The sequence below is a fragment of the Micrococcus sp. HSID17227 genome (assembly GCF_003989405.1).
GTDB lineage: Bacteria > Actinomycetota > Actinomycetes > Actinomycetales > Micrococcaceae > Micrococcus > Micrococcus luteus.
This window is the reverse complement of the sequence record NZ_RBLN01000441.1, coordinates 1-1,046: the sequence shown is the minus strand read 5'-3', so window position 1 is coordinate 1,046 and position 1,046 is coordinate 1. Positions and strand designations below refer to the sequence as shown.

Annotated in this window: 1 protein-coding gene; it reads left to right on the top strand. The window is 77.6% G+C overall.

What is annotated here, in order from left to right; all coding sequences use genetic code 11:
* On the top strand, nt 1–1,046 hold a 1,046-nt coding region (locus D8M29_RS12490; RefSeq protein WP_127446037.1), incomplete at both ends, for a methyltransferase.

Below are 1,046 nucleotides of genomic sequence, written 5' to 3'. Positions count from 1 at the left end.
GCCGTGGCGGCCGGGCTCGTCGTCGAGGGGCCGGACGGGCGCGTGCGCGGCGCGGTGGACCTCTCGCCGTACGACGCGGACGAGCCGGGCCGGATGTGGATCGCCTCGGACCTGACGGCCCTGCAGCGGCGCGGCCCGCTGCCTCCCGAGCACGTGCTCGGCATCGGTCGGGCCTCCCTCACGCTCGCCGGCGCCACGCAGCGCCGTCCCGTGGCCCGCGCCCTGGACGTGGGGGTGGGCTGCGGGATCCAGACCCTGCACCTGCTCGCCCACGCCGACCACGTGACCGCCACGGACCTCTCCGAGCGCGCCCTCGCCTTCACCCGGTTCAACCTGCTGCTCAACGCGGACGTGCTCGGCCTCGACCGGGAGCGGCTCGAGGACCGGGTCCGGCTGGCGGCCGGCGATCTGCTGGCGCCGGTGGCGGGGGAGCGGTTCGACCTCGTGGTCTCGAACCCGCCGTTCGTGATCACCCCGCGCACGGACCCGGACGCGCCCGTGCTGACCTACCGCGACGGCGGCCGTGAGGGCGACCGGATCGTCGCGGAGCTGATCGCGGCCCTGCCGGACGTGCTCGCCGAGGGCGGCACCGCGCAGCTGCTCGCCAACTGGGAGATCCCGGCGGGGGACACCACCGACGCCGACACCGCACCGTGGAACGCGCGCCCGCGTTCGTGGGTGGCGCCGGGGATGCAGGCCTGGTTGCTCCAGCGCGACCGGCAGGACCCCGCGGGCTACGCGGAGACGTGGCTGCAGGACTCCTCGCTCGAGCTCGACCCGCCCGCCTATGAGGCCGCCTACCGCGGGTACCTGGAGGACTTCGACGCCCGCGGCGTGGCCGGGGTCGGCTTCGGACACGTGTGGCTGCGTCGGCCCGCCGCGGACGGCTCCCAGGGCCGGGGGTGGGTGGTCGTTGAGGAGCTGACCCAGCCCGTGGATGAGGCCCTCGGCGCCGCGTGGGCCGCCGCGGTCGCCCGCCGGGACCGGCTCGCCGCGGGCGCCGGGGCCGGGGACGCCGGCGGGGACCCGGCCCGGGCCGCGCTGCG